This window comes from Massilia eburnea, from assembly GCF_009720745.1.
Lineage (GTDB): Bacteria > Pseudomonadota > Gammaproteobacteria > Burkholderiales > Burkholderiaceae_D > Rugamonas > Rugamonas eburnea.
Genome location: NZ_WNKX01000017.1, coordinates 42,295 through 62,715, shown reverse-complemented (window position 1 = coordinate 62,715; position 20,421 = coordinate 42,295). Strand labels below are relative to the sequence as shown.

At 61.6% G+C, this 20,421-nt stretch carries 28 protein-coding genes; 24 read left to right on the top strand and 4 right to left on the bottom strand.

Features of this window, described 5'->3' with window-relative positions:
- Positions 1-67 precede the first annotated feature (67 nt).
- The 24 genes from GM658_RS20030 (at position 68) to tatC (ending at position 16,751) form a co-directional block, all read left to right on the top strand.
- Positions 68-871, top strand: a complete 804-nt coding sequence (locus GM658_RS20030; protein WP_170298894.1) for an ABC transporter ATP-binding protein — start codon at positions 68-70, stop codon at positions 869-871.
- Complete coding sequence (gene mlaE, locus GM658_RS20025) at positions 868-1,650, top strand: lipid asymmetry maintenance ABC transporter permease subunit MlaE (protein WP_155455828.1); 783 nt, start codon at positions 868-870, stop codon at positions 1,648-1,650. The genes GM658_RS20030 and mlaE overlap by 4 nt, the downstream gene beginning before the upstream one ends.
- 70 nt (positions 1,651-1,720) lie before the next feature.
- Positions 1,721-2,191, top strand: coding sequence for an outer membrane lipid asymmetry maintenance protein MlaD (gene mlaD / locus GM658_RS20020; RefSeq protein ID WP_155455827.1), 471 nt, complete (start codon positions 1,721-1,723; stop codon positions 2,189-2,191).
- Positions 2,188-2,964, top strand: coding sequence for an MlaA family lipoprotein (locus GM658_RS20015; RefSeq protein WP_155455826.1), 777 nt, complete (start codon positions 2,188-2,190; stop codon positions 2,962-2,964). Before mlaD ends, GM658_RS20015 begins: the two co-directional genes overlap by 4 nt.
- A 32-nt stretch (positions 2,965-2,996) precedes the next feature.
- Entirely contained in the window at positions 2,997-3,644 is a 648-nt protein-coding gene (locus tag GM658_RS20010) for an MlaC/ttg2D family ABC transporter substrate-binding protein (RefSeq protein WP_155455825.1), read from the top strand.
- Positions 3,645-3,647: 3 nt separating this feature from the next.
- Positions 3,648-3,944 (top strand): STAS domain-containing protein, encoded by a 297-nt coding sequence (locus tag GM658_RS20005; protein ID WP_155455824.1) that lies wholly within the window; start codon positions 3,648-3,650, stop codon positions 3,942-3,944.
- A gap of 167 nt (positions 3,945-4,111) precedes the next feature.
- Positions 4,112-5,017 carry an ABC transporter ATP-binding protein gene (locus GM658_RS20000; protein ID WP_155455823.1) on the top strand — a complete coding sequence of 302 codons (906 nt, stop codon included), beginning with the start codon at positions 4,112-4,114 and terminating at the stop codon, positions 5,015-5,017.
- Positions 5,014-5,775, top strand: coding sequence for an ABC transporter permease (locus GM658_RS19995; protein WP_155455822.1), 762 nt, complete (start codon positions 5,014-5,016; stop codon positions 5,773-5,775). Before GM658_RS20000 ends, GM658_RS19995 begins: the two co-directional genes overlap by 4 nt.
- A gap of 18 nt (positions 5,776-5,793) precedes the next feature.
- Positions 5,794-6,030, top strand: coding sequence for a BolA family protein (locus GM658_RS19990; RefSeq protein WP_055938984.1), 237 nt, complete (start codon positions 5,794-5,796; stop codon positions 6,028-6,030).
- Positions 6,031-6,039: 9 nt separating this feature from the next.
- Positions 6,040-7,290, top strand: coding sequence for a UDP-N-acetylglucosamine 1-carboxyvinyltransferase (murA, locus tag GM658_RS19985; protein ID WP_155455821.1), 1,251 nt, complete (start codon positions 6,040-6,042; stop codon positions 7,288-7,290).
- Between the two features lie 6 nt (positions 7,291-7,296).
- The gene (hisG, locus tag GM658_RS19980) at positions 7,297-7,944 is read left to right on the top strand and encodes an ATP phosphoribosyltransferase (RefSeq protein WP_155455820.1); all 648 of its coding nucleotides are present in this window, start codon (positions 7,297-7,299) and stop codon (positions 7,942-7,944) included.
- Between the two features lie 5 nt (positions 7,945-7,949).
- Positions 7,950-9,248, top strand: a complete 1,299-nt coding sequence (hisD, locus tag GM658_RS19975; protein WP_371865182.1) for a histidinol dehydrogenase — start codon at positions 7,950-7,952, stop codon at positions 9,246-9,248.
- Positions 9,245-10,105: a DNA-methyltransferase gene (locus GM658_RS19970; protein WP_229416984.1), complete on the top strand. Its 861-nt coding sequence runs from the start codon at positions 9,245-9,247 to the stop codon at positions 10,103-10,105. The genes hisD and GM658_RS19970 overlap by 4 nt, the downstream gene beginning before the upstream one ends.
- Positions 10,106-11,212 carry a histidinol-phosphate transaminase gene (gene hisC / locus GM658_RS19965; protein ID WP_371865180.1) on the top strand — a complete coding sequence of 369 codons (1,107 nt, stop codon included), beginning with the start codon at positions 10,106-10,108 and terminating at the stop codon, positions 11,210-11,212.
- A 21-nt stretch (positions 11,213-11,233) separates the two neighbouring features.
- The gene (hisB, locus tag GM658_RS19960; protein WP_155455818.1) at positions 11,234-11,824 is read left to right on the top strand and encodes an imidazoleglycerol-phosphate dehydratase HisB; all 591 of its coding nucleotides are present in this window, start codon (positions 11,234-11,236) and stop codon (positions 11,822-11,824) included.
- Positions 11,825-11,845: 21 nt separating this feature from the next.
- Positions 11,846-12,487, top strand: a complete 642-nt coding sequence (gene hisH, locus GM658_RS19955; RefSeq protein ID WP_155455817.1) for an imidazole glycerol phosphate synthase subunit HisH — start codon at positions 11,846-11,848, stop codon at positions 12,485-12,487.
- Positions 12,488-12,503: 16 nt separating this feature from the next.
- Positions 12,504-13,268 (top strand): 1-(5-phosphoribosyl)-5-[(5-phosphoribosylamino)methylideneamino]imidazole-4-carboxamide isomerase, encoded by a 765-nt coding sequence (gene hisA / locus GM658_RS19950; RefSeq protein ID WP_155455816.1) that lies wholly within the window; start codon positions 12,504-12,506, stop codon positions 13,266-13,268.
- Positions 13,269-13,271: 3 nt separating this feature from the next.
- Entirely contained in the window at positions 13,272-14,033 is a 762-nt protein-coding gene (hisF, locus tag GM658_RS19945) for an imidazole glycerol phosphate synthase subunit HisF (protein WP_155455815.1), read from the top strand.
- Positions 14,034-14,050: 17 nt separating this feature from the next.
- Positions 14,051-14,476, top strand: a complete 426-nt coding sequence (gene hisI, locus GM658_RS19940) for a phosphoribosyl-AMP cyclohydrolase (RefSeq protein WP_155455814.1) — start codon at positions 14,051-14,053, stop codon at positions 14,474-14,476.
- A complete protein-coding gene (locus GM658_RS19935; RefSeq protein ID WP_155455813.1) occupies positions 14,473-14,802 on the top strand; it encodes a phosphoribosyl-ATP diphosphatase in 330 nt (109 codons plus the stop codon). Before hisI ends, GM658_RS19935 begins: the two co-directional genes overlap by 4 nt.
- 3 nt (positions 14,803-14,805) lie before the next feature.
- Positions 14,806-15,180: a histidine triad nucleotide-binding protein gene (locus GM658_RS19930; protein WP_170298893.1), complete on the top strand. Its 375-nt coding sequence runs from the start codon at positions 14,806-14,808 to the stop codon at positions 15,178-15,180.
- A 74-nt stretch (positions 15,181-15,254) separates the two neighbouring features.
- Positions 15,255-15,485, top strand: a complete 231-nt coding sequence (tatA, locus tag GM658_RS19925) for a Sec-independent protein translocase subunit TatA (protein WP_155455812.1) — start codon at positions 15,255-15,257, stop codon at positions 15,483-15,485.
- Between the two features lie 6 nt (positions 15,486-15,491).
- Positions 15,492-15,992: a Sec-independent protein translocase protein TatB gene (gene tatB / locus GM658_RS19920; RefSeq protein ID WP_155455811.1), complete on the top strand. Its 501-nt coding sequence runs from the start codon at positions 15,492-15,494 to the stop codon at positions 15,990-15,992.
- Complete coding sequence (gene tatC, locus GM658_RS19915) at positions 15,993-16,751, top strand: twin-arginine translocase subunit TatC (protein WP_155455810.1); 759 nt, start codon at positions 15,993-15,995, stop codon at positions 16,749-16,751. It begins immediately after the preceding gene.
- Here tatC and GM658_RS19910 read toward each other — a convergent pair.
- The 4 genes from GM658_RS19910 to GM658_RS19895 form a co-directional block, all read right to left on the bottom strand.
- Complete coding sequence (locus GM658_RS19910; protein WP_155455809.1) at positions 16,748-17,038, bottom strand: hypothetical protein; 291 nt, start codon at positions 17,036-17,038, stop codon at positions 16,748-16,750. The genes tatC and GM658_RS19910 overlap by 4 nt on opposite strands.
- Positions 17,039-17,109: 71 nt before the next feature.
- Entirely contained in the window at positions 17,110-19,035 is a 1,926-nt protein-coding gene (locus GM658_RS19905) for a DUF885 domain-containing protein (protein WP_155455808.1), read from the bottom strand.
- Positions 19,036-19,070: 35 nt separating this feature from the next.
- Positions 19,071-19,496: a hypothetical protein gene (locus tag GM658_RS19900; protein ID WP_155455807.1), complete on the bottom strand. Its 426-nt coding sequence runs from the start codon at positions 19,494-19,496 to the stop codon at positions 19,071-19,073.
- A complete protein-coding gene (locus GM658_RS19895) occupies positions 19,493-20,419 on the bottom strand; it encodes a DUF2785 domain-containing protein (RefSeq protein WP_155455806.1) in 927 nt (308 codons plus the stop codon). Before GM658_RS19895 ends, GM658_RS19900 begins: the two co-directional genes overlap by 4 nt.
- Positions 20,420-20,421 lie beyond the last annotated feature (2 nt).

Below are 20,421 nucleotides of genomic sequence, written 5' to 3'. Positions count from 1 at the left end.
AGGGCCTCTGAGCAGAGATAACCGTTTCTGAATTACAATGTGGCCTCAAGAACAAAGAGCGACCTCAGTGCCAAATCTCGTCGAAATCCGTGACTTACACTTCAGCTATGGAAAACGGGCAATTCTGTCCGGCCTCCATATGGACTTCCCACGCGGGAAGGTGGTGGCCGTCATGGGCGGCTCGGGCAGTGGCAAGACCACCGTCCTGCGCCTGATTGGCGGCCAGATCAGCCCGCAGAAAGGCGGGGTCTCTGTGGAAGGCCAGGTGGTTCACGAGCTGAACACCAAGGACCTTTACCTGCTGCGCCGCAAAATGGGCATGCTGTTCCAGCACGGCGCGCTGTTTACCGACCTGACCGTGTATGAAAACGTGGCCTTCCCGCTGCGTGAACATACCGACCTGCCGGAAGAGCTGATCCGCGACCTGGTACTGCTCAAGCTGAACGCAGTCGGCCTGCGCAATGCCGCCAAACTGAAGCCGGGCGAGATTTCCGGCGGTATGGCGCGCCGCGTGGCGCTGGCGCGCTCGATCGCGCTCGACCCGCAGCTGATCATGTACGATGAGCCGTTCGCCGGCCTCGACCCGATCTCGATGGGCGTGACCGCCAACCTGATCCGCAACCTGAACGATGCCCTGGGTTCGACCACGATCCTGGTGTCGCACGACGTCAAGGAGTCGTTCCAGATTGCTGACTATGTGTATTTCCTGTCGCAGGGCAAGATCGTGGCCCACGGCACTCCGGCAGACATGATGGTTTCTACCGATCCTTACGTGAAGCAGTTCGTGCATGCGGAAGCGGATGGCCCCGTGCCATTCCATTATCCTGGCAAATCGCTGGCCGATGACCTGGGCCTGGGAGCGCGCAAATGATGCGCCGTTTCCTGCTGAGCGTGGGCGGTGGCGCACGCGATTATGTGGAAAGCATCGGCTTTTCCTTCCGTACCTTGTTCACCATGCTGGGCCTGTCGCCTGGCCTGCTGCGCCGTCCGCGCCTGCTGGTGGAGCAGCTGCACGTCATTGGTAACTATTCGCTGCTGATCATCATCCTGTCCGGCCTGTTCGTCGGCATGGTGCTGGGTTTGCAGGGTTACTACACGCTCAATAAATACGGCGCCTCCGAGTCGCTCGGCTTGCTGGTAGCACTGGGCCTGACCCGTGAACTGGGGCCTGTCATCACCGCCCTGCTGTTCGCAGGCCGCGCCGGTACTTCGCTGACCGCGGAAATCGGCCTGATGAAGGCGGGCGAACAACTGTCCGCCATGGAAATGATGGCCGTGAACCCGATCCAGCGCGTGCTGGCGCCGCGTTTCTGGGCCGGCGTGATTTCGGTGCCGCTGCTCACTGCCATGTTCAGTGCAGTCGGCATCCTGGGTGGCTACCTGATCGGCGTAGGCCTGATCGGTGTGGACGAAGGCGCGTTCTGGTCGCAGATGCAGGGCGGCGTGGACGTGTGGAAAGACGTATTCAATGGATTCGTGAAAAGTGTGGTGTTTGGTGTCGCCATCACTTATATCGCGCTGTACCAGGGCTATGAAGCCCAGCCTACGCCGGAAGATGTTTCCGGTGCGACGACGCGCACTGTGGTCATCTCTTCGCTGATGATCTGGTGGCTCGACTTCATGCTGACGGCGCTGATGTTTAGCAAGTAATAACTTACCGGCGCCAGGGACTGACATGCGCAGCGTGTCGGCTCCTGGCACCGCTAATAAAGGAATAAATATGCAACGTAAATCTTTAGACGTTTGGGTTGGCCTCTTCATCGTTATGGGCGCTGCTGCGCTGATGTTCCTGGCGCTCAAGGCCGGCAATATGGGCTCGATCGGTTTCAGCAAGACCTACCAGGTTTCGGCGCGCTTCGACAATATCGGTTCGCTGCGTACCCAGGCTGCCGTCAAGGCATCCGGCGTGGTGGTCGGCCGTGTGGCATCGATCGGTTTCGACGACAAGGTGTATAAAGCCGTGGTGACGCTGGACATGGACGAAGGCTTCAAGTTCCCGAAAGACAGCTCGGCCAAGATCCTGACCGCCGGCCTGCTGGGCGAACAGTATGTCGGCATCGAAGCCGGCGGCGACGACAAGAACCTGGTGGCAGGCGACAAGATCGCCCGCACCCAGTCCGCAACCGTATTGGAAGACCTGATCAACCAGTTCATCTATAGCAAGGCGGCAGAAGGAAAGGACTCCAAATGAGCAAATTCCGTCAACTGACCCTCGCAGTTGCAGCGACCGTCACCTTGGCCGGCTGTGCCGGTCCGAACCCGCGCGACCCGTACGAAAGCTATAACCGCGCCGTCTTCGACTTCAACGACAAGGTGGACGAGTACGCACTGAAGCCGACCGCCACCGTCTACAAGAACGTGACCCCGGGCTTCTTCCAGACCGGCGTCAACAACTTCTTCGGCAACCTGGCCGACGTCTGGACCGCCGCCAACAACTTGATGCAAGGCAAGGTTGGCGATGGCATGTCGGACGTCATGCGCGTGGCGCTGAACTCAACCTTCGGTCTGCTGGGTGTGCTTGATATTGCTTCCGAAGCAGGTTTGCAAAAACATAAAGAAGATTTCGGCCAGACTCTGGGTTCCTGGGGCGTGCCGTCCGGCCCTTACCTGATGCTGCCGCTGCTGGGCCCGTCGACGGTGCGCGACACCGCCGCCCTGCCGGTGGATATCACCGCCGATCCATGGCAGTACAAAGATCCTGTCAACGTGCGTAACGTCGGCACCGTTGTTCGTGTTGTGGACCAGCGCGCAGCTCTGCTGGACGCGTCCACGCTGCTGGAAGATGCCGCCCTCGATCGTTACGAATTCATCCGCGACGGTTATATGCAGCGCCGTAACAGCCAGGTTTACGATGGTGAAGACGGTCCAAAGGGCAAGCAGAAGAAGGCAGAGCAGCAGGACGACGCTGCACAGCAGCCTCAAGCTATAATCCCGGAACCGGCTGAAAAGAAACCCAGCCTGTGATCCGGAACACAACCCTACATAGGTAAAGAACAATGAAACTGATCAAACAACTGATCGCCGTCGCAACCGTAGCCTTCGCCACCAGTGCGCTGGCTGCCCCTGCGCCTGCTGCTAACGAAACCCCTGACGCGCTGGTCAAGCGTATCAGCACCGAAGTGCTGGATACCGCCAAGAATGACAAGGACATCCAGGCTGGCAACCAGAAGAAGGTCATGGACCTGGTGGAAACCAAGATCCTGCCTTACGTCGACTTCCAGAAAATGACTTCCCTGGCAGCCGGCCGCTACTGGCGCGACGCTACCCCGGAGCAGCAAAAGCAGCTGTCCACCGAATTCCGTACCCTGCTGATCTTCACCTACTCGGGCGCCCTGTCCCAGGTGAAAGACCAGACTGTTGAGTTCAAGCCTATGCGTTCTTCGCCGGGCGATACCGACGTGGAAGTGCGTTCCCAGGTGAACCAGCAGCGCGGCGAGCCAATCCAGCTGAACTACCGCGTCGCCAAGACCGATGCCGGCTGGAAGATCTATGACATCAACGTGCTCGGCGCTTGGCTGGTGGAAGCCTACAAAGGCACCTTCGCTTCGGAAATCTCGAAGGGCGGCATCGACGGCCTGATCAAGACCCTGTCCGAGAAGAACAAGAAGCTGGCTTCCAAGCCGCTGAAGACCGCTGGTAAATAAAAAATGCCTGATACCACTGTTTCCAATCAACTGTCCCTGAAGTCGCTGACCGTGGCCAACGCCACGGAAGCGCTGGCACAGGGCCTGGCTGCGCTGCGCGCGGGCCAGACCGTGTTCGACCTGGGCCAGGTGGAAGCCGTGGATTCCGCTGCCGTGTCAGTCATGCTGGCATGGCAGCGCGCCGCCCAACAGAACGGCATCAAACTGGAATTGCGCAATATTCCCAAGCCTCTCCTGAGCTTGACCAAGCTCTACGGTGTGTGCACGCTCGTGTCGCCCGCCGATCTGCATCATCATTGACCCCCGCCCTAGCCCCCTTCGCAATCAGCGGTGTCAGTACCTGACGCCGAAATTGCCGGCTCAGCGAGCCTGAGCCAAATTTCCAATATAATTGACCGTCTACCGCGCCTGTTGAGCGCGCGCCTTTACAACGGTCATCGTTGTCCCAGTTATCTATACAAGTAAGCATGACAGCAATCGAAATCAGCAACGTCCAGAAGCGCTACAAGGCGCTGCAGGCGCTTGGCGGCGTGTCCTTGAAGATCGAGGAAGGCGAGTTCTTTGGCTTGCTGGGTCCGAACGGTGCGGGCAAGACCACTTTGATCTCCATCATCGCCGGCTTGATCCGCGCCGATGCCGGCGGCGTGAAGATCCACGGCCACGACGTGGTGTCGGATTTCCGCGCCGCGCGGCGCAAGCTGGGCGTGGTGCCGCAGGAACTGGTGTTCGATCCATTCTTCACGGTGCGCGAGACGCTGCGCTTGCAGTCCGGTTACTTCGGCCTGGGCAACAACGACAAGTGGATCGACGAGGTGATGGAGGAGCTGGGCCTGGCCAACAAGGCCGACACCAATATGCGCGCCCTGTCCGGCGGCATGAAGCGCCGCGTGCTGGTCGCGCAGGCGCTGGTGCACAAGCCGCCCGTCATCGTGCTGGACGAACCGACCGCCGGCGTCGACGTGGAACTGCGCCAGACCCTGTGGCAGTTCATCACGCGCCTGAACCGCGAAGGCCACACCATCGTGCTGACGACGCACTACCTGGAAGAAGCACAGGCCATGTGCAAGCGCGTCGCCATGCTCAAGCTGGGCAAGGTGGTGGCGCTGGACACCATGTCGCAGCTGATCCGCCGCATCTCCGGTTCGCAGCTGGTGCTGCACCTGCCGCACAACACGCTGCCGGAAGAACTGGTACCGCTGCTGAATCATCCGCCGGAAGACAACAAATACAGCCTGCGCATCAACGATTACGCCGAAGTGGAAGGCATCCTCGCGCGCCTGCGCCAGGGCGGCATCAGCATCGACGAGATGCAGCTGCAGCAGGCCGACCTGGAAGACATCTTCCTGCAAATCATGGACGAGAACATCGTATGATCACCACCGGCTTCCGCACCCTGGTCTACAAAGAGACGCTGCGCTTCTACAAGGTCGCCACGCAGACCATCGCCGCCCCTATCCTGACCGCCATGCTGTACCTGCTGATTTTCGGGCACGTGCTGTCGGGCCGCGTCGAGGTTTATCCTGGTGTCACCTACACCGCCTTCCTGATCCCGGGCCTGGTGATGATGAGCGTGTTGCAGAATTCGTTCGCCAACTCGTCTTCTTCCCTGATCCAGTCCAAGATCACCGGCAACCTGGTGTTCGTGCTGCTCACGCCTTTGTCGCACTGGGAGATCTTCTCCGCCTATGTGCTGGCCTCGATGGTGCGCGGCATTACGGTGGGCTTCGGCGTGTTCGCGATTACCGCATGGTTCGCACACCTGAGCTTCACGGCGCCGCTCTGGATCCTGGTCTTTGCCCTGCTGGGCGCCGCCATCCTGGGTACCATGGGCCTGATCGCCGGCATCTGGGCTGAAAAATTCGACCAGCTGGCCGCCTTCCAGAATTTCCTGATCGTGCCGCTGACCTTCCTGGCCGGCGTGTTCTATTCGATCCATTCGCTGCCGCCATTCTGGCTGGCCGTATCGCATGCGAACCCGTTCTTCTACATGATCGACGGCTTCCGCTACGGCTTCTTCGGGCAGTCCGACGTGAACCCATGGATCAGCGTCGCCATCGTCTCCGCCTTCCTGGTGGTGCTGGCGCTGCTCGCTATCAAACTCCTGCGCAGCGGCTACCGCTTGCGCCACTGATTTATTGAGGATTTCAAAGTGACCACAACTCCAGAAGCAATCCACAGCTATATCGCTGCCGGCCTTGAATGCACCCACCTGCAAGTGGAGGGCGACGGCCAGCACTTCCAGGCCGTGATCGTGTCGCCTGCCTTCGCCGGCAAGCGCCTGATCCAGCGCCACCAGCTGGTATATGCCGCGCTGGGCGACCGCATGCGTGAAGAGATCCACGCGCTGTCGATGAAAACCCTGACCCCAGAAGAATTCCAAGGATAAGAACAGAACATGGACAAACTGCTCATCACCGGCGGCAAGCGCCTGGTCGGCGACATCAAGATTTCCGGCGCCAAGAACGCTGCCCTGCCTATCCTATGTGCGGGCCTGCTGACCGCGGGCGACCTGGAACTGACCAATGTGCCGCTGCTGCACGATGTGGCCACCATGCTCAAGCTGCTGCGCCAGACCGGCTTGTCGGTTGAGCAGGACGGCGAAAAAGTCACGCTGAACGGCTCGAAGATCGACAAATACGAAGCGCCGTATGAGTTGGTGAAGACCATGCGCGCATCGATCCTGGTACTGGGCCCGCTGCTGGCGCGCTTCGGCGAAGCCAAGGTTTCGCTGCCGGGCGGCTGCGCCATCGGTTCGCGCCCGGTCGACCAGCACATCAAGGGCTTGCAGGCGATGGGCGCCGAAATCACCATCGACGGCGGCTATATCTACGCCAAGTGCAAGAAGCTGAAGGGCGCCCGCATCGTGACCGACATGATCACCGTGACCGGCACCGAGAACCTGCTGATGGCGGCGGTTCTGGCCGAAGGCGAAACCGTCCTGGAAAACGCCGCGCGCGAGCCGGAAGTGACCGACCTGGCCCACCTGCTGGTGGCCATGGGCGCGAAGATCGAAGGCATCGGCACCGACCGCCTGGTGATCCAGGGCGTGGCCGAACTGCACGGCGCCAAGCACGACGTGATCTCCGACCGCATTGAAGCGGCGACCTTCCTGTGCGCAGTGGCGGCTGCGGGCGGCGACATCACCATCCGCAATACGCGCACCGACATCTTCGACGTGGCGCTGGACAAGCTGCGCGAGATGGGCGTGGAGCTGACCGTGGGCGACAACTGGATCCGCGCGCAGATGGACCAGCGTCCGAAGCCGGTCACCTTCCGTACCACCGAATATCCTGGCTTCCCGACCGATATGCAGGCGCAGTTCATGGCCGTGAACCTGATCGCCAGCGGCGGCAGCCGCGTGACCGAAACGATTTTCGAAAACCGCTTCATGCACGTGCAGGAAATGAACCGCCTGGGCGCCAAGATTTCGATCGATGGCAACACCGCTTATATCGACGGCGTCGAGCAGCTGATCGGCGCGCCTGTGATGGCGACCGACCTGCGCGCATCCGCCTCGCTGGTCATCGCCGGCCTGGCTGCCAAGGGCGAAACCCTGGTCGACCGCATCTACCACCTGGACCGCGGCTATGACCGTATGGAAGTCAAGCTTTCCGCCGTTGGCGCCAATATCACCCGTGTGAAGTAAATCGTTATGGAACTCATCCTCGCCCTGTCGAAAGGCCGGATCTTTGAAGACACGATGCCGCTGCTGGAGGCGGCCGGCATCAAAGTCCTCGAAAATCCGGAAACCTCCCGCAAGCTGATTCTGCCTACCTCGGACCCCGGCATTCGCGTACTGATCGTGCGCGCATCCGACGTGCCGACTTATGTGCAGCATGGCGCGGCGGACTTCGGCGTGGCGGGCAAGGATGTGTTGCTGGAACACGGCGGCGAAGGCCTGTACCAGCCGGTGGACCTGCATATCGCCAAGTGCCGCATGTCGGTGGCGACCCGCGCCGGCTTCGATTACGAGACCGCCGTGCGCCAGGGCGCGCGCCTGCGCGTGGCGACCAAGTTCACTTCGATCGCACGCGAGCACTTCGGCAAGAAGGGCGTGCACGTCGACCTGATCAAGCTGTACGGCTCGATGGAATTGGCGCCGCTGGTCGGCCTGTCCGACGCAATCGTCGACGTGGTCTCCACGGGCAGCACCCTGCGTGCCAACAACCTGGTGGAAGTGGAAGAGATCATGGACATCTCTTCGCGCCTGGTCGTCAACCAGGCCGCGCTGAAGATGAAGCGCGCCCGCCTGCAACCGATTATCGAAGCATTTGAACGCGCCTCGCTCGCGAAGGCGTAATGACCATGATCCGCAAGCTCGACTCCACCCAAGACGACTTCCAGGAAACGCTCGATGCGTTGCTGGCTTTTGAAGCAGAAACCGACGACGCTATCGAAGGCGCGGTAGCGAAGATCATCGCCGACGTGCGCGCACGCGGCGACGAAGCGGTGCTGGAATACACCAACCGCTTCGACCGCACCGAGGCCTCCTCGATGGCCGACTTCGACATCGGCCAGGCCGAAATGGATGCTGCGCTGGCCGCACTGCCCGCTGCACAGCGCAGCGCGCTGCAAACGGCTGCGGACCGCATCCGCGCCTTCCACGAGCGCCAGAAGCAGGAGCTGCAAGGCTTCACCTACACCGAAGCCGACGGCACCATCCTCGGCCAGCGCATTACGCCGCTGGACCGCGTGGGCATTTACGTTCCGGGCGGCAAGGCTGCCTACCCATCGTCGGTGTTGATGAACGCCGTGCCGGCGAAAGTGGCGGGCGTCGAAGAAATCATCATGGTTGTGCCGACTCCGGACGGCGTGAAGAACCAGATGGTGCTGGCCGCCGCCGCGATTGCCGGCGTGACCCGCGTGATCGGCATCGGCGGCGCGCAAGCCGTGGCCGCGCTGGCGCACGGCACGGAAACCATCCAGCCGGTCGACAAGATCGTCGGCCCGGGCAACGCCTATGTGGCCTCGGCCAAACGCCGCGTGTTCGGCACGGTCGGCATCGACATGATCGCCGGCCCGTCCGAGATCCTAGTGATCTGCGACGGCACCACCGATCCTGACTGGGTGGCGATGGACCTGTTCTCGCAAGCCGAGCACGACGAGCTGGCGCAAGCCATCCTGCTGTGTCCTGACGCCGACTACATCGCGAAAGTGGAAGCCAGCATCGCCAAGCTGCTGCCGACCATGCCGCGCAAGGCTGTCATCGAAACCTCGCTGCGCGACCGCGGCGCCTTGGTGAAGGTGCGCGACATGGCCGAAGCCTGCGCCATCGCCAACAGCATCGCTGCCGAACACCTGGAGATCTCGGCCGAAAACCCGCAGCAGTGGGCCGACCAGATCCGCCACGCTGGCGCCATGTTCCTGGGCCGCTTCTCGTCCGAATCGCTGGGCGATTATTGCTGCGGCCCGAACCATGTGCTGCCGACCTCGCGCACGGCGCGCTTCTCGTCGCCGCTGGGCGTGTACGACTTCCAGAAGCGCTCTTCGGTGATCCACGTCAGCGAAGCCGGCGCGCAAACGCTGGGCAAGATCGCGGCGGATCTGGCTTACGGCGAAGGCTTGCAGGCCCACGCCCGCAGCGCGGAGCTGCGCCTGAAATGAGCGCGTGGAAGAACCAGGTCTTCTGTGAGGACGCGCTGGCCGGACTGGCCCGCGTCCCGGATGGTTCTATTGACCTGATCCTGACCGATCCGCCCTACAACCTGGGCAAGGATTACGGCAATGCGTCCGACCAGCAATCGGTCGACGACTACCTGGCATGGACGGAAGCGTGGATCGACGCAGCCCTGCCCAAGCTGAAGCCGAACGGGAGCCTGTACATCTTCCTGACCTGGCGCTATTCGCCGGAGATCTTCGTCATGCTGAAAAAGCGCATGACGATGATGAATGAAATTATCTGGGACCGCCGCGTGCCTTCCATGGGCGGCAGTACCCGCAGTTATTCGTCGGTGCACGATACCATTGGGTTCTTCGTGCGCCGCAAGGATTATTACTTCGACCTCGACGCCGTGCGTATCCCGTACGACGCCGAAACCAAGAAGGCCCGTTCGCGCTCGATTTTCGTCGGCGCGAAATGGCTGGAAGTGGGCTACAACCCCAAGGACCTGTGGAGCGTATCGCGCTTGCACCGGGAGCATGCGGAACGGGTTGATCACCCGACGCAAAAGCCATTGGAAATTATTGAACGCATGGTCAAGGCCAGCTGCCCGCCGGATGGCGTGGTGATGGATTTGTTCATGGGCAGCGGGACTACCGCTGTCGCCGCGCGTCGCTGCGGGCGGGATTTTGTTGGCTTTGAGTTGAATCCGGAGTATTGCGACATAGCTCGGAGGCGTCTTGAAGCGCTTGCCGAAACCGGTAAACCGTTGTCTGACCCGCAGGGTCAGACACCTCCGCCGCGCAAGGGGCGCAGGGCGAAATCGACGCCCTTGCCCAGCGAGGCTTTAGAACAGGAGTAAATGCAGATGTCCCTCGACAGCCTTATCGCCAATACGATCCGCCAGGATGTGCGTTCCGACCACATCTACCATGTGCCGGATGCCAGCGGGTTTGTGAAGCTGGATGCGATGGAGAACCCTTATGTGCTGCCGAGCCACCTGCATCTTGAACTGGCGAATCGCATTGCCAGCGTTGCGCTGAACCGCTACCCGGTCGCCAGCTATGACACCATCAAGCAGCGCATCCGCGCCAAGCTGGGCGTGCCGCAAGGCTACGACGTCATGCTGGGCAATGGCTCCGACGAGCTGATTGCCATCATGGCCCAAGCCTGCGCGCTGCAGCCGGCCGAAGGCCGCCGCGCCGTGATGATGGCGCCTGCGCCATCCTTCGTGATGTTCCAGCGCTCCGCCATGGTCGCTGGAATGGACTTCGTCGGCGTGCCGCTGAAGGCCGACCTGACGCTCGACCTGCCCGCCATGCTGGCCGCGATCGGGCAGCACCAGCCTGCCCTGGTCTTCCTGGCCTACCCGAACAACCCGACCGGCAATCTGTTCGATGCCGGCGATATCGAAAAAGTGATCAATGCACTGGGCGACAAGGGCCTGTGCGTGGTCGATGAAGCGTATGAGCCGTTCGCGCAACAGAGCTTCATGGGCCGCCTGCCTGAATTCCCCAACCTGATCGTCATGCGCACACTGTCGAAACTTGGCCTGGCGGGCATCCGCCTTGGCTATATGTCGTGCGCGCCAGCCCTGCTGGAACAATTCGACAAGATCCGCCCACCCTACAACGTCAACGTCCTGACCCAGGCCGCCGCCGAATTCTGCCTCGACCACCTCGACGTGCTGAATGAGCAGGCGGCCCTGCTGCGCCAACAGCGCGGCGAGCTGTCGGCCAAGCTGGCGAAATTGCCGGGTGTCAACGTTTTCCCCTCGGCCGCAAACTTTATCCTCATTCGTGTACCAAACGCCGACCAGGTGCATTCCAAACTGTTGGAGCGCAAGGTATTGATCAAAAATGTGGGTAGAATGCACAATGTACTGGCCAACTGCCTGCGCATTACGGTCAGTACACCCGAGGAAAACGCAATCATGCTGGACGGCCTGACAGCCGCCCTGGCATCCTGAAGCGAAACTCAAGAGCTTTTCATGAACCGCACCGCAGAAATCACTCGCAACACCAGCGAGACCCAGGTCCGCGTTGCCATCAACCTCGATGGCACCGGCGTCCAGAAGCTGAACACGGGCGTGCCTTTCCTCGACCATATGCTGGACCAGATCGCCCGCCACGGGCTGATCGACCTCGATATCGAAGCCACCGGCGACACCCATATCGACAACCACCATACGGTGGAAGACGTGGGCATCACGCTGGGCATGGCGATCGCCAAGGCCATCGGCGACAAGAAGGGCATCCGCCGTTACGGCCACGCCTATGTGCCGCTGGATGAAGCGCTGTCGCGCGTGGTGATCGACTTTTCCGGCCGCCCGGGTATCGAGTATCACATCCCATTCACCCGCGCGATGATCGGCGCGTTCGACGTCGACCTGACGCTGGAATTCTTCCGCGGCTTCGTCAACCACGCCGGCGTCACGCTGCACATCGACAACCTGCGCGGCACCAATGCACACCATCAGTGCGAAACTGTGTTCAAGGCTTTCGGCCGCGCCCTGCGCATGGCCAGCGAGCTTGATCCGCGCGCTGCTGGCGCCATCCCGTCCACCAAAGGAAGCCTGTAACCGACCCTACGGCTGACTGACATGAAAAAAATCGTAGTAGTCGATTACGGCATGGGCAACCTGCGCTCTGTAGCGCAGGCATTGCGCGCAGTCGCGCCCGAAGCCGAAGTAATGATTTCCGGCGATCCCGCCGCCATTGATGCCGCCGACCGCATCGTCCTGCCCGGCCAGGGCGCCATGCGCGACTGCATGGCCAGCCTGCGTGAATCGGGCGTGCAGGAAGCGCTGATGCGCGCCGCCGCGTCCAAGCCCATGATGGGCGTGTGCGTGGGCGAGCAGATGCTGTTTGACGCCAGCGAAGAAAACGGCAATACGCCGGGCCTGGGCCTGATGCCTGGCAAGGTGGTGCGCTTCCAGCTCGAAGGCATGCTGCAGGAAGACGGTTCACGCTTCAAGGTGCCGCAGATGGGCTGGAACCAGGTGCGCCAGCGCATGCCGCACGCCATGTGGAACGGCATTCCGGACAATGCCTGGTTCTACTTCGTGCACAGCTATTTTGCCAAGCCGGAGATCGATGCGCAAAGCGTCGGCGAGACCGTGTACGGCGCGCCGTTCTGCTGCGCGGTTGCCCGCGACAATATTTTTGCCACACAGTTCCACCCTGAAAAGAGTGCCGCCACCGGCCTGCAACTGTACAAAAATTTCATCCACTGGAATCCTTAACCTCAAGAACAACATCATGCTGCTTATTCCTGCTATCGACCTCAAGGACGGTCACTGCGTTCGCCTGAAACAGGGCGATATGGAACTTGCAACCGTCTTCTCCGACGACCCGGGCAAGATGGCCCGCCACTGGCTCGAGCAAGGCGCGCGCCGCCTGCACCTGGTGGACCTGAATGGCGCCTTTGCCGGCAAGCCAAAGAACGAAGGTGCGGTCAAATCGATCGTGAAAGCCGTGCAAGATTATGCTGAAGAATTCGACCTGCCAGAGATCCCGGTGCAGCTGGGCGGCGGCATCCGCGACCTCGACACCATCGAGCGCTACCTCGACGACGGCATCAGCTACATCATCATCGGCACCGCCGCCGTGAAGAGCCCTGGCTTCCTGCAGGACGCCTGCGGCGCCTTCCCCGGCCACATCATCGTTGGCCTGGACGCCAAGGACGGCAAGGTCGCGACCGACGGCTGGAGCAAGCTGTCCGGCCATGAAGTGATCGACCTGGCGCAGAAATTCGAAGGCTACGGCGTTGAATCGATCATCTACACCGACATCGGCCGCGACGGCATGATGGGCGGCGTGAACATCGAAGCCACCGTGCGCCTGGCGCAGGCGGTGAAGATCCCGGTCATCGCTTCCGGCGGCCTGCACAACATCAGCGACGTGGAAGCCCTGTGCGCAGTGCAGGACGAAGGCATCGAAGGCGTGATCTGCGGCCGTTCGATCTATGAAGGCACGCTGGACCTGGCTTCGGCGCAGGAACGTGCCGACGAATTAAGCGAGTAAAACATGCTGGCAAAACGCATCATCCCCTGTCTCGACGTGACCGATGGCCGCGTCGTCAAAGGGGTCAACTTCACCGAGCTGCGCGACGCGGGCGACCCGGTGGAAATCGCACGCCGTTACGACGAACAGGGTGCGGACGAACTGACCTTCCTCGACATCACCGCCTCGAGCGACAACCGCGACCTGATCCTGCACATCATCGAAGCCGTGGCTTCGCAGGTCTTCATCCCGCTGACGGTGGGCGGCGGCGTGCGCCAGGTGTCCGATGTCCGCCGCCTGCTGAACGCCGGCGCCGACAAGGTGAGCATGAACACCTCCGCCGTGACCAACCCGCAGCTGGTGTACGAAGCTTCGCAGAAGCACGGCAGCCAGTGCATCGTGGTGGCGATCGACGCCAAGAACGTCGCCCCCGGCAAGTGGGAGGTGTTCACCCACGGCGGCCGCAACGCGACCGGCCTCGATGCCGTCGAGTGGGCGCGCAAGATGGCGGAACTGGGTGCTGGCGAACTGCTGCTGACCAGCATGGACCGCGACGGCACCAAGTCCGGTTTCGACCTGGGCCTGACCCGCGCCGTCAGCGACGCGGTCAACATTCCGGTGATTGCCTCCGGTGGCGTGGGCGGCCTGCAAGACCTGGCCGACGGCATCAAGCTGGGCCACGCCGATGCGGTGCTGGCAGCGAGCATCTTCCACTACGGCCAGCACACCGTACAGGAAGCCAAGCAATTCATGGCGGCGCAAGGTATTCCCATGCGTCTTTCTTAAACTTCGGGGATCACATAATGGCTACCGCAATTGCAGCTAATGTCGCCAAAGCCAAATGGCTGAACAAGGTGAAGTGGGACGAGCATGGCCTGGTGCCTGTCATCGCACAGGAAGCCGGCAGCAACGATGTGCTGATGTTCGCCTGGATGAACCGCGATGCGCTTTACAAAACCGTGGAGCTGGGCGAGGCCGTCTACTGGAGCCGCTCGCGCAAGAAGCTGTGGCACAAGGGCGAAGAGTCCGGCCACGTGCAGAAAGTACTGGAAATCCGCCTCGATTGCGATGAAGACGTGGTGCTGCTGAAGATCGAACAGGAAGGTTCGATCGCCTGCCACACCGGCCGCCACTCCTGCTTCTTCAACAAGTTCGAGAACGGCGACTGGCAGAACACCGAGCCGGTGCTGAAAGACCCGGCCGAGATTTACGCGGAAGAGAAGAAATGAGCAATGTACTGGACCGCGTCGCGGCCACCATCGAATCGCGCAAGGGCGGCGATCCGTCGTCCTCCTATGTGGCCAAGCTGTTTTCCAAGGGCGACGACGCGATCCTGAAAAAGATCGGCGAAGAAGCCACCGAAACCGTGATGGCGGCCAAGGACGCCCGCGCCAGCGGCGATGCGTCGAAAGTGCTGTACGAATGCGCCGACCTGTGGTTCCATTCGCTGGTGCTGCTGGCGCAGTTCGACCTGACGCCGCAGCAGGTACTTGATGAGCTGGCGCGCCGTGAAGGCTTGTCCGGCCTGGAAGAAAAAGCATCTCGCAAGGAATAAAACGTGGAAAATTGCTTGTTCTGCAAGATTGCAGCGAAACAGATCCCTTCGACCGTGGTGCACGAAGACGATGACTTGATGGTGTTTAAGGACATCCACCCGGCCGCCCCGGTACACTTGCTCATCATCCCGAAACTGCACCTGTCGACCCTGTCCGACTGCAAGCCGGAGCACGCGCCCCTGCTGGGCAAGATGCTGGCGCTGGTGCCGCAACTGGCTGAACAGCATGACATCGCCGTGGCCTACGAGGCGGATGGCACGCCGACGCGCGGCTACAAGACCCTGATCAACAGCGGTCCGGATGGCGGCCAGGAGGTGTACCACCTGCATATGCACCTGTACGGCGGCCCGCGCCCGTGGCGCGGCATGCGGACTTAAGGCTTTGATAAGCACATGACGGTAGCCGCTTCGCGTATACTGTCCAAACTAACGATTAATTTAGGGGTTTTGTAATGGGTTCTATGAGCATTTGGCACTGGCTGATCGTCCTGGTAGTCGTCATGCTGGTATTCGGCACCAAGAAACTGGGCAATATCGGTTCCGACCTGGGCAAAGCCGTCAAGGGCTTCAAGGATGGCATGAAGGATGACGACGAGAAGCCTGCGCAGCCAGCTCCTCCGCCAGCCCAGGTGGCCGACAAGGGCACCATCGACGTGGAAGCCAAGGAAAAGACCAAGCATTAATCAGCAATGATTGACCTCGGTCTTACCAAAATCGCCGTTATCGGGGTTGTGGCCCTGGTCGTCATCGGTCCGGAAAAGCTGCCCAAGGTAGCGCGCATGGCCGGGACGCTGTACGGCCGCGCCCAGCGCTACCTGAACGACGTCAAATCCGAAGTCTCGCGCGAAATGGAGCTGGACGAGCTGAAAAACCTGCGCAAGCAGGCCGAGGAAGCTGCCAGCACCTTCAAGGACGAGATGGATAATTCCATCGGCAAGGACATTCGCGAAGTGGAAGCATCGCTGCGCGGCGAGGACACCTCTTACACGCCTTCGCTGGACCTGTATACGCCGACCAGCGAAGACATGGCGCGCAAGGCCAAGGACTTCCGCCGCAAGCGCGTGGTGCGCAGTTCGGCCGTGCCGCTGTGGTACAAGCAGCAGGCTGGCGTCCGCACCCACGTCATCTCCGGCGCGGCGCGCATGAAGCGCCACCGTCCCGGCAGCCGCAAAACCGCATCGTTTTTCTAAATGAGTCAACAAGAACCCGTCGAAGAGACCTTCATCAGCCACCTGATCGAGCTGCGCGACCGCCTGGTCAAGGCCAGCATCGGCATCGCGGTGGTGACGGCCCTTCTTGGCTTTGGCATCGGCCCTTCCAAAATCTACGACCTGATCGCAGCGCCGATGATCGCCGCCATGCCGGTGGGCTCGAAGATGATCGCCACCAGCGTGATCTCGCCTTTCCTGGTGCCGATGAAGGTGATGCTGCTGTTCGGCTTCATCCTGTCGCTGCCGTGGGTGCTGTACCAGATGTGGGCCTTCGTGGCGCCTGGCCTGTATGCGCATGAAAAGCGGCTGGTGGCGCCGCTGGTGATTGCTTCCTCCACGCTGTTCATGGCGGGCGTGGCGTTCTGCTATTTCCTCGTATTCGGCAAGGTGTTCGCCTTCATCAACAAGGTGTCGCCTTCCTCGATCGCGGTGATGCCGGATATCGAGAACTACCTCGACTTCGTCATGTCGATGTGCCTGGCCTTCGGCTGCGCCTTCGAAGTGCCGGTCGTGGTGGTGGTGCTGGTGCGGATGGGCCTGGTATCGGTGGCCAAGCTGAAGGAGTGGCGCGGTTATGTGATCGTGGCCGCTTTCGTGATCTCCGCCATCGTTACCCCGCCGGACGTCGTCAGCCAGTTCTCGCTGGCCATCCCGATGTGGCTGCTGTTTGAAATCGGCGTGATCCTGTCCCCGATGTTCGTCAAGGCAACCACTGCGCCGGAAGAAAAAGCCGACTAAAGGAATAGCTTGGTCATGGTGATGGTCTGCAAGATCAATATCAGCCCTTGCAACCAGTAGATCGGCTTCAGCTGCGCCAGGACCCACTGCTTCATCCGCGCCTCGTGCTGGGAAATCATGGCATGCATTTCCGCTCGCACTATCGTCAGGTCGGAATCGTTTGCCACGGGTTGACTCAGCGCATGTGCCAACGCAATGGCGTGGGCGCTTGCATGCTCCGGTGGAACGCCCGCATCCACTAGCACTTTGATATACGCGGCAGTGTCAAACTGAATTGGCATGGTCATGGCCACTCCCTTATTCATGGTAGCAGAATCGCCCCGCGGCGCGCGCGGGGCATGGGAGCAGCCTAAACCGATTACTGCATCAGCTCTTTGATCACGCGCACAGGTGCGCTGCCGTAGCTCAGGAAGTCTTCGTGGAACTCTTTCAGCGAGAACTTGTTGCCGAGGGCGGCGCGGCGCTGCTCGCGCAATTCCATGATTTCGGAGAAGCCGGAGAAGTAGCTGGTGAGCTGCACGGACGTCAGCTGCACGCGGCGCCATTTCTCTTTCGCTTCGGCCGGCGTCTGGAAGGCCTGGCGCGTCAGCAGGTCAAGCGCATCCTGCTCGCTCATGCCCAGCACGTGCACGCTGTAATCGAGAATGGTGTTGGTCACGCTGCGCAGGTTCCACTTCGAGTACATCAGCCACATCTCCGGCGCGTTGTTGCCGTAGCCCGACTCCAGCATCATGCGTTCGCTGTAGACCGCCCAGCCTTCCACCATGGCGCCGTTGCCGAAGATGGACTTCACGATCGACGGCGATTTGTTGGCGTACACCAGCTGCGCATAGTGGCCGGGAATGGCCTCGTGCATGTTCAGGATCTGCAGGATCCAGTGGTTGTATTCGCGCAGCGTCGATTCGGCCTGCTCCGGCGTGGCATCGTCCAGTGGCGTCACGTTGTAGTAGGTGCGGTCCTGCGGGCGGTACGGGCCGGGCGCTTCGATGCTGGCGCCGGCCACGCCGCGCTGGTAGGCCGGGGTTTCGCGCACCACCAGCGGCTTGTTCGGGTCCAGTGTGAGCAGGTCGTTCTTGATCACCCAGTCCTGCAGCACAGGGATCTGGCGGCGGATCTCGGCAAAGAATTCCTCGCGCGGCACGTGGTTGGCCGACAGCTTGTCGATCATCATGCCGATCTTGGCATAGCGGTCGGCCGGCTTGGCCTGGTCGGCCAGGTATTTCGGCCACAGGTCGTCGGTAATGCTGTCCATATTGCTTAACAGCTGCTCGCGCGCCGCCAGCGCTTTCTGGTACGTCTGTTCCGCATTGCTGCCAGACTGGATGTCGAAGCCGAACTTGGCCTCGTACAGTTCTTTGCCAATGCGGAAGGAGCGCGAGCTGGCAGTAGCCAGCGCCTTTTGCCAATCGCCGAGCCAGGCGCCGTAGGCTTCCACTGCCGCCTTGGCAGCCAGGATGCGCTGGGCGAACAGCGACTTTTCATTGGCGTTCAGGATCGATTCCTGCGCCTGCTTGTCCAGGTCGGACAGCACGGACAGCACGCCCGGAATCTGGTCGATCGCCAATTTCACATGCTCGGGCGTTGGGTTCTTGACGCTGCTGCGCGCAGCCTCGTAATAGGCCGGTACGCCATGCAGGCGGCGCAGCAGGGTGCGCAGTCGCTGCGGCTTGGCGGCGTATTCGGTGTTCAGCACGAAGTCGATCGGGCTCGCGATGTTGTACAGCGCCGGGTTCCATTCCCACTCGCGGAAGGTGGTCAGGTACCAGCGGTCGGAATTCAGTTTGTTCTGCAGCAGGCCAAGGTCGGTGCGCTGCTTGGGCGACAGCTGCTTCGCATCGATCTTGCCGAATTTATCCAGCCATTCGTCGATGAAGGCGAGCTGCTGGTCGCGGTAAGCCTGGTCGGGGATGCTCAGTTGTGCTGCGTTGTCGTATTTGCCCACCGTGATGGCGGTTTCCGGATCGAGGCGCCACAGCGCGCCGAGGAAGGTGCTGGCCTGGGTGTCGAATGCCTTGTCCTGGCGGCGTTCCGCCGGCAGCGGCTTGGTGGCGGCGACAGCGGCGCCTTTAGCGGCCTTGGTTTTGCCCGCCTTGCCGCTGCTCTTGCCTTTCGAGGACTTGCCGGACTTGGACACGGCCGCGGTCTTGATCTGGCTGCCGGATTTTTTGCTGGCAGCGGCGGTTTTGGACGCCGCGCTGGCTTTTTTGGTCTTCACCGCAGCATCGGCTGGCGACAGGGCCAGGGTCAGCATCATCGCGGCGAGGGCGATCTTGGTCTTCATCATTTTCAACCTTCTTGCTAGTGCAGCGTGCGAGATTATCACAAGCCGAGTGCGGCCCGCGCCCGGTCGGGGTCCAGGCCGGCGGCTGCCGCAGCCGCTTCAGGCGGCAGCCATTGTGGAAAAGGGATCTCCTCGTTGACATGTTTGCCGGTGGCGGTATGCACCTGGCGCACGCGCGTCAGCGCATCGGCCGGTAGTTCGCTTGCCAGCGCCGCGAGTGCAGGCCACAGGCGTTGGTGCACCAGGGTTACTTTGCCGGCCAGCAGGCGGCATACCAGGATGCCATTATCCTCCTGTACTGCGCTGAGTACAGCGAAGATATGTTTGCCGTCCGTGTGGCCCCACCAGCTGCCTTTGATCGGCGCGCCGGCAATGGCTTCCGTCAGTGTGGGCACCTTGCCCCGCGCGGAGGCCAGCACTACGCCGTGCTGTTCGACGAAAGCGAGCGCTTGCTGCGCGTTCATTCGCCCACCTGCTTCATCGCTCGCAGCAGGAGCGGTTTCACGCAGTTGCGCTGGGCCTCGTCCTTGCTTTCGCTGATGCTGACATATAGTGGCTGCAGGAAGCCCTTCAGGTTATGGATGCGGGCCAGCGCGGCCTGGCGGGCGACCGGCGCCGCTGTGGACACGGGGCGCGGCGGCGCGGCCAGGCTCGCAAACCAGCGGTCCCAGTCGCTGCACTGCATCGTCTTCGCGCGTGAGAGGTAGAAGACTGGCGCCATCAGGCGGTCGCCTTCACCGTAATGGTAGAAATGCTCGCCTTCCGGGGCAACCTGGCTGGCAATCGCCGCCAGCATGCGTTCATGCTCGGCGCGGCCCAGTGCGGGGTTGAGCGACAGCTGCAGCATGACGTCGGCGGCGTGGGCGACCCCGTGGCGCCAGCCTTGCTTCTCATCGAAACCGCGGTAATCGCGAACGCTTTGCAGGTAGCCGGCTGCGGCGCCGACAAGCTGCGTGCGCTGTTCTGGCGTCAGGTAGGGTTTCATGCGGTCCACGCGCGCCACGTCGGCCAGCACCAGAGCGGCAAAGGGACGCGCGAATCCGAGCGGATCGGGCGCTGCCAGTTGTGCGCTCAGGCGGATGCGCAGCGTTTGCACCGTCGCGGTGTCCAGCTGATCGCCGCGCATCCAGGCCTGCAAGGCCTCGAAAGCCAGTTCGTCGCGTTCGACAGGATCGGGCGAGGACAGGCAGGCCACTGCTCGCAAAGCAAGTTCCTGGCGCTGGACGCCATCGGCGACCTGCCATTTTGCTGCCTTGGCATCGCGCAGCGCTGCGGCCGGGCAGGCGCCAGGCGTTGCAAGCTGCGCCTGGCAAGGGCTGGCCAGCACAGCCAGCAAGGCCGCGGCCGCAGCGGCGCGGGAGTGGCGGACGAGTGTTGGTGGTCGCATTG

Coding starts and splice junctions, on each gene's coding strand:
- hisC (WP_371865180.1), top strand. CDS start 10,106: ATGCAGATGTCCCTCGACAGCCTTATCGCCAATACGATCCGCCAGGAT.
- mlaD (WP_155455827.1), top strand. CDS start 1,721: ATGCAACGTAAATCTTTAGACGTTTGGGTTGGCCTCTTCATCGTTATG.
- hisF (WP_155455815.1), top strand. CDS start 13,272: ATGCTGGCAAAACGCATCATCCCCTGTCTCGACGTGACCGATGGCCGC.
- GM658_RS19905 (WP_155455808.1), bottom strand. CDS start 19,035: ATGATGAAGACCAAGATCGCCCTCGCCGCGATGATGCTGACCCTGGCC.
- GM658_RS19900 (WP_155455807.1), bottom strand. CDS start 19,496: ATGAACGCGCAGCAAGCGCTCGCTTTCGTCGAACAGCACGGCGTAGTG.
- hisH (WP_155455817.1), top strand. CDS start 11,846: ATGAAAAAAATCGTAGTAGTCGATTACGGCATGGGCAACCTGCGCTCT.
- tatC (WP_155455810.1), top strand. CDS start 15,993: ATGAGTCAACAAGAACCCGTCGAAGAGACCTTCATCAGCCACCTGATC.
- GM658_RS19970 (WP_229416984.1), top strand. CDS start 9,245: ATGAGCGCGTGGAAGAACCAGGTCTTCTGTGAGGACGCGCTGGCCGGA.
- GM658_RS20015 (WP_155455826.1), top strand. CDS start 2,188: ATGAGCAAATTCCGTCAACTGACCCTCGCAGTTGCAGCGACCGTCACC.
- hisD (WP_371865182.1), top strand. CDS start 7,950: ATGATCCGCAAGCTCGACTCCACCCAAGACGACTTCCAGGAAACGCTC.
- tatB (WP_155455811.1), top strand. CDS start 15,492: ATGATTGACCTCGGTCTTACCAAAATCGCCGTTATCGGGGTTGTGGCC.
- GM658_RS19895 (WP_155455806.1), bottom strand. CDS start 20,419: ATGCGACCACCAACACTCGTCCGCCACTCCCGCGCCGCTGCGGCCGCG.
- hisG (WP_155455820.1), top strand. CDS start 7,297: ATGGAACTCATCCTCGCCCTGTCGAAAGGCCGGATCTTTGAAGACACG.
- GM658_RS20005 (WP_155455824.1), top strand. CDS start 3,648: ATGCCTGATACCACTGTTTCCAATCAACTGTCCCTGAAGTCGCTGACC.
- murA (WP_155455821.1), top strand. CDS start 6,040: ATGGACAAACTGCTCATCACCGGCGGCAAGCGCCTGGTCGGCGACATC.
- tatA (WP_155455812.1), top strand. CDS start 15,255: ATGGGTTCTATGAGCATTTGGCACTGGCTGATCGTCCTGGTAGTCGTC.
- hisI (WP_155455814.1), top strand. CDS start 14,051: ATGGCTACCGCAATTGCAGCTAATGTCGCCAAAGCCAAATGGCTGAAC.
- GM658_RS19995 (WP_155455822.1), top strand. CDS start 5,014: ATGATCACCACCGGCTTCCGCACCCTGGTCTACAAAGAGACGCTGCGC.
- GM658_RS19910 (WP_155455809.1), bottom strand. CDS start 17,038: ATGACCATGCCAATTCAGTTTGACACTGCCGCGTATATCAAAGTGCTA.
- hisB (WP_155455818.1), top strand. CDS start 11,234: ATGAACCGCACCGCAGAAATCACTCGCAACACCAGCGAGACCCAGGTC.
- GM658_RS19935 (WP_155455813.1), top strand. CDS start 14,473: ATGAGCAATGTACTGGACCGCGTCGCGGCCACCATCGAATCGCGCAAG.
- GM658_RS20010 (WP_155455825.1), top strand. CDS start 2,997: ATGAAACTGATCAAACAACTGATCGCCGTCGCAACCGTAGCCTTCGCC.
- mlaE (WP_155455828.1), top strand. CDS start 868: ATGATGCGCCGTTTCCTGCTGAGCGTGGGCGGTGGCGCACGCGATTAT.
- hisA (WP_155455816.1), top strand. CDS start 12,504: ATGCTGCTTATTCCTGCTATCGACCTCAAGGACGGTCACTGCGTTCGC.
- GM658_RS20000 (WP_155455823.1), top strand. CDS start 4,112: ATGACAGCAATCGAAATCAGCAACGTCCAGAAGCGCTACAAGGCGCTG.